Annotated in this window: 4 protein-coding genes and 1 pseudogene; 2 read left to right on the forward strand and 3 right to left on the reverse strand. The window is 60.7% G+C overall.

Annotated elements, in window-relative coordinates:
* Positions 1-127: 127 nt before the first annotated feature.
* Positions 128-508, reverse strand: a complete 381-nt coding sequence (locus LR394_RS40850) for a helix-turn-helix domain-containing protein (RefSeq protein WP_231450109.1) — start codon at positions 506-508, stop codon at positions 128-130.
* A 382-nt stretch (positions 509-890) separates the two neighbouring features.
* Complete coding sequence (locus tag LR394_RS40855) at positions 891-1,580, reverse strand: hypothetical protein (protein WP_231450110.1); 690 nt, start codon at positions 1,578-1,580, stop codon at positions 891-893.
* Between the two features lie 689 nt (positions 1,581-2,269).
* On the opposite strand from LR394_RS40855, the gene LR394_RS40860 reads away from it, so the two are divergent.
* Entirely contained in the window at positions 2,270-3,403 is a 1,134-nt protein-coding gene (locus tag LR394_RS40860; protein ID WP_231450111.1) for a hypothetical protein, read from the forward strand.
* 1,006 nt (positions 3,404-4,409) lie between these two features.
* Positions 4,410-4,613, forward strand: a pseudogene (locus LR394_RS44010) (IS1634 family transposase); the annotation flags it as partial.
* Positions 4,614-4,623: 10 nt separating this feature from the next.
* Here LR394_RS44010 and LR394_RS40870 read toward each other — a convergent pair.
* The coding region (locus LR394_RS40870; RefSeq protein WP_231450113.1) for an IS1634 family transposase at positions 4,624-5,608 on the reverse strand (985 nt) is incomplete at its 5' end.

Consider the following 5,608-nt stretch of genomic DNA (forward strand, 5'->3'; position numbering starts at 1 on the left):
ACCTTGCGGTTCCCGTCCGGGCAGGAAGCCATCCTGCAGCGGGGTCAGACCCGTTCCAAGCTGCTGGTGCGCCCGCACCCATTCCTGGGTGACGCGAGGGGTGGGCGCCGCTGGTCTCTTGACACACTCACCCTTCAGCGAGCGCGACCCTGCGGGTCACGCCGGGCAATGCCCATCCTCCTGAGGACGGTGCGGACGGTCTCAGCATCGACACCCAACCGCTCCCCGATTCGCGCCAACGACAAACCCCCTGATACAACCGCACCACCTCGCCGAAGCCCTGCTCGTCCAGCCCTCGCCGACGCACCTCCACTCCCTGCAGACGCAGATGCCGCGACACGGTCTGCCGTTGCACACCGAACCGCTCAGCCAACTCATACGTCGATAGCCCCGACACGTACCCCTCGACCAACTCCTGCACCTGCCCGGCCGTCAACCGAGGCGCCATTCGACGCCCAAGCATCGGCGGTTCAGCTGTATCGTCCCTGGTGCCGGCCAGATCGGCCATGATCCGGGCCAACCGCCCCAACCACGGCATATGGTTTGAATAACGTCCCAATAGGTCCACCGCAGGTCAGGGGCGGTTTCCCGGTTTCGGGGGATCGCCCCTTCCGGCTTTGTAAGCTACGGAGTACAGCAACGCTTGTCTCGACATGCCTCCGTCGGGTCGAAGCGCACACGCCCCAGCCACGCGCCGTCGCGTCTGCTACGGCTCCGGGAGGCCTCGACCTACCGCGTCCGTCCCGATGGAGGCACCTCGTCGAGTTTTGGTTGCGCCGACGGTAACGGGCCGACCGGCTGACGACGAACCGAGCCACAGAACTCGCCGCAAAATGCACCTGGGCCAAGACGGAGTCTCAGCCCAGGTACCAGCGGCAGCTCGCTACAAACTACTTGCCGCGCCTACGATTCAGGATACCGGCGACTGCAACGACTACGGCGCAAGCGAACATGGCGGCGATGCTCGCGCCCAACCAGGCGGACGGAGAGTTGATGGACTTGGCAGGCCCGCTCATCAGCAAGGTGATGATGACCGGCAGGAAGACGAGGAAGGCGCCGGCGATACACGCCGTAGCCACCCAGCCCCGATGAGCGCGGTCCTCGACCTGCTGAAGTCGCACTCCCGCCTGGTCAACTCGCTTCGTAGCCTCACCAGCCCGCTCCTCGGCTTGGCCAGCTCTCGCTTCAAGATCAGTAACCCGGGCTTCAGCCTCGGCAGCCCGCTCCTCGGCCCTTCGCGCTCGCTCAGCCTCCCTATCGGCTCGGAGGGTTTCCGCCTTCCGAGCTTCATCCGCCGTCTCTAGACGCTTTAACAGTTCATCTGTCTCAGCTCGGAGACCGTTCTCAACTCTGTTCAGAACAGCATCGATCGCGTTATCAATGTTCTTTGTGGTGAGTTTGGGCGACTCGCCCCACTTATCGCGCCGAACTTCAGTCTGGATCAAATGAAGTTCACCGAGAATGGCGTCTTGGAGCGCCTCAATACGGGCGGCATGACGCTTCTGGCCTTCCGGAGTGGCCATGTCACGAAGCCGCTCCTGCACCTTCAAGGGGACCCAGTAGTTGATGTAGGCCACCACATCGTCAAGTTCATGACTCGACGGCACCAACGAGGCTGGGATCTGCGGTAAGGGCCCCGTTGAGGAAGGTTGGGACACTTTTGGCTCCTGATCTTACGAAGGGCATCAACCCTGCGGCCAAGTGGGCTTAACTGCACCCGAATGTGATCCTTGCACAGGTCGTGTAGGAAGGTCGACATCCGGGAGGTTCGCGCTGCAATATGCAGGCCCTGCAAACCCTACTCGGGAGGAATACGCCTCGACGCCGGGGAATCTCCCACACTTGTTGGAGAATTTCATTCTGTAATGAGAGTTTTCAATTGCATATCGCCATCGACGTCCTTACTGCCGCAATGGGGTTGTTGTCAATTTTTCTCGCTGCACCGAAGGTGCAGCGCAAATCATCCCTTCGGCGCAGTTTCAGGCGTAGTCGACGTACTCGCCGAGGCTCTGTGATTGCGTACCCGTGAAGCGCTTCCGGTAGGCAGTCGCCTCCTCATCTGAAACAACTGCAAGCCGGACCTCATGAACCTCGCATGTCACGGAGTTGCCAAATGCTGTTGCTCGCTCGATTGTGTCGCTACGATATGGCTCCGCATTTGAGCGCTCGGGGGTGTGCCGTCGGTTCGCTTCTGCATGTAGGCGTGAGTCTTTCCCCCGCTGCATGCTCATCTGCTGTGCACAATGCGGCGACGGAAGGTTGAGGCGGGATGAGCCCACAAAGAACCGTTGGCTATGGCGTGACCTGTTCCGGACCCTCTATTGGCACACATGCGCGACCACTGGCCGATAGTTGGTCCAAGTTTGAGGTTGATGCTATGCCAAGTCCGCGCGTAAGGGTTGCAGATCGCCAGTTCATAAGCGTTCGTGTGCGCTCGAGTGCCGCTCAAGGGAAAGCAGGCACGGCGAAGATTCCCGAAAATCTGAGTTTGTCACTGACCTTAAGTCGGGATTCGCTAATAGGTGCACGTGTTGCAGGTGTCGCCTTGGTGGTGGCCGGAGCTCTTGCGTTTGGTGGAATCAGCTTTGGGTTGGCCACGGAAGCCCGCGCGAAGTCCTCAGCTCAGATCGGCCTACTCGGCGTCTTCGTGGCTGGCGCCGCATTATGTCTGATTGCCTCCATTCAAATTCAGATGATGCAACGCCTACGAGCGAATGCTCGGATTCAGTCTCAACTGAAAACGATGCTAGAGAACCTGGCCGAGGACAAAGCGGGAATCGACCATCACGGCGGCCGAGATGGGAAGGTAATTCGTTTCTCAAATCGTTGCACTGAAACTGGTTCCGGTATATCGAGTCTCCTTATCGCAGGGGGCTCGATTGAAGCATCGTCAACAAATGAAGTCCCGAAGTCGGCCGTTCTGAATCATCTAGGGCCGATAATGGAGCGTTCGTTGTCCTCCTCCTCGACGGCATTCAATGTGAATAATATCGACAAGTCTGAGGCTTTGGCCACCGAAAGATCGCTTAGCGAACCTAAAAGCATTTCGAAGCATCGACAAGAGGGAAAAAGCAGAGATCCTGTCGAGCGCCTCATTCGGACAATCGATTGCATCTTGACAATGCTTGACCAGATTTATGAAGAAGAGTTTGGTGAGGCCATACGAGAGATGCCTGCCCCTGAGAAGGCGGCGGCGGCCGGTTCGCTGGGTATATGGGCGCCGAGGGATGAAGAAATTTGGTTTCGCTGTCTCTCTGTGCGACGTAATTTCTTGTCACGCGGAAAAATACCCTCATCTCAGGATGGCGTCAAGAATTTGACGGAACAACTCGATCGGATTACTGCTGATCTGCGATGCTATCGAGCACGTTCCCGCGAAGTTGCCATCAAGGATGGCTCCTAGATGAGGTCTAACCATCAAGGATTTGAACTATTTTAAGACCTCATCGTGACACGCCAGCAGTTGTGCGAGTGGCCTCGCAAGTAGAAATTCTTCCGAAGCTGCGGACGCCTGACCGGGCATTCGGAAAGGCGCCCGCAGTTGAAATGAACTGACATCGTTGGCGAGGTCTAGAGTTCCGTGGTGACTGGCAACTTCAAATGATCGCCAAGTCGTTGTAGGGCTGCCCGGGTAGCGTCTGAGTACACTTCGCTGTAGATGCCTTCTCCAGAACGCCCCTCAGCGGACGAGTGCGTCGCTGATAGCGTCCAGCCACGCCAGGCACCTGCTCAACGAAAGTAGCCTCAAGGCAGCTTGGTTCAAGGCAACGAAGCCGGCGGACCGTCAGCAGAACCTGGACCTCTCGTCCAGCGATCGCCGCGTCCGCCAGCCGCCGGACAAAGCGGCTATGAACCCGATTCGACATTCCCCCGCAAGCGGTACACCCGAAATCCGGCACCTCCGAACGCGCTTCGATCAAGACCGTCGGCCCGCTCGTGTCCACCCGGTCAATGACGAGCTCCCGCAGATGCGGAAGCAGACCCTGCAGTAGTCTCCCCGTTCCCACGGACGAGCATGATCGACTGCTCAAGATCATGCTCACAGTAACGGCGCGTTACAAGATCACGGAAATTGGGCCAGAGCCGACCGATTCCCCGTGGACGGCCAGTTAAGTTCCCCGCCCGCATAACACTCTCGGTAAGCTTCATCGCGGCTGCGGGGAGGACGGGGTAGCGGCATGGCTCGGACGTGGTTGTCGATCCGGGCCGACCTGGTCTCAGGACACGGGAACGACCTCTGGCCTCGACCTGGCCGGATCCTGGCAGCGGCCCGGTCACACACCTTCGCTCAGCCCGCGGAGTCCATCGACGATGCCTTCGCTCGCTGGGACCACGCCCATCTGCACCTGTTCACCCTGGCCGATAGCACCCCGGTCACCCCGCTCGACTGGTGGGACGGGGAACACCCCGACCGCAACATCAACGCGATGATCGCCAAGGCCGAGAAGAGCGCCGCCGGCCAGGCACCGATGGCCAGAGTCAGGTTCCTGAAGGTCACCGGCGAGACCAAGGAACTGAACCAGGAGACCGTGGAACGCGCCCGGCAACTGGCCGAGCTCAAGGGCTACGTCACGAACATTGACCCCACGAACATGGACGGCGCCGCGGTGATCCTGAGTTTGGTCAATCGCTTAGTGCCTGAGTTCTGGGCCTGTGGATCGCATCCAGAATGGCCTTCTGTTCTGGGTTGATTTGTGGCGGGAAGGTTTGCTGGGTGCCGTTGATCGCGATCGTGGCTGAGCGCAGCGGCCGGAGTTGGCGGACGATGGAGCGGATGCCGAGGCCGGCGCGGGCCTGGGTTTCACGGACCACGGCCAGGGCGGTGAAGACCAGGGTCAGGTGGGCTTCGATCGTGTCCTGTGTGTGGACGTGCATCGGCCGGGCGGCCAGGTCGGTCTTGGAGAGCCGGAACGACTGCTCAACGTGCCACAGATCGTGATAGCTGGAGATCACTTCGCGGGCGCTCATCAGGGTGGCGGGGATGTTCGAGACGTAGCCTTTCAGCCCGGCCAGGCGGCGGGCGCGGGCCAAGGCCGCCTCGTCCAGGACGGTGGCGTCGCCCTTGAGCGTCACGAACCTTGGTGTCCGCGCGGCCTTCTCGCCATCGACGACGGCCCGGGCGCGGTTCTCCTGGGCGGTGAGGGTCTTGGCGTCCCGGGCTGAGCGTTTGGCGCTGAAGGCCCAGACCGCCCGCCAGGACCTGGGATGCTCATCGCGGTGCCAGACGGGCTCGGCCTTGGTGGCGGGGCCGTTCTCGATGGTCCGGGTGGTCTTCGGGGTGATCGTGTCGATGACCTGCTCGTCAGTGAAAGCGTCTCCGTGCCAGCGGAAGTGGGAGGCGAGGTCGATGGGTGCCTTGGTGGTGCGGGAACCCACGATGAACCCGAACCCGGCCTCATCCAGTTCCCGCAGGTTGCCGGCCGAGAGCATCCCGGCATCGGCGACGACGACCATGTGCTCGAGGTGATGGCGTTCCTTGAACTGCCGGATGATCGGCAGGATTGTCGTGGTCTCGGCAGTCAGACCTTCGAAACATCCGATCTCCAGCCGGAACCCGCCTCGATCCACGAGCAGGCCGACGACGATCTGTGGATCGACGCGGCGTTCT

The sequence above is a fragment of the Kineosporia babensis genome (assembly GCF_021129305.1).
In the GTDB taxonomy this organism is placed as follows: Bacteria; Actinomycetota; Actinomycetes; order Actinomycetales; family Kineosporiaceae; genus Kineosporia; species Kineosporia babensis.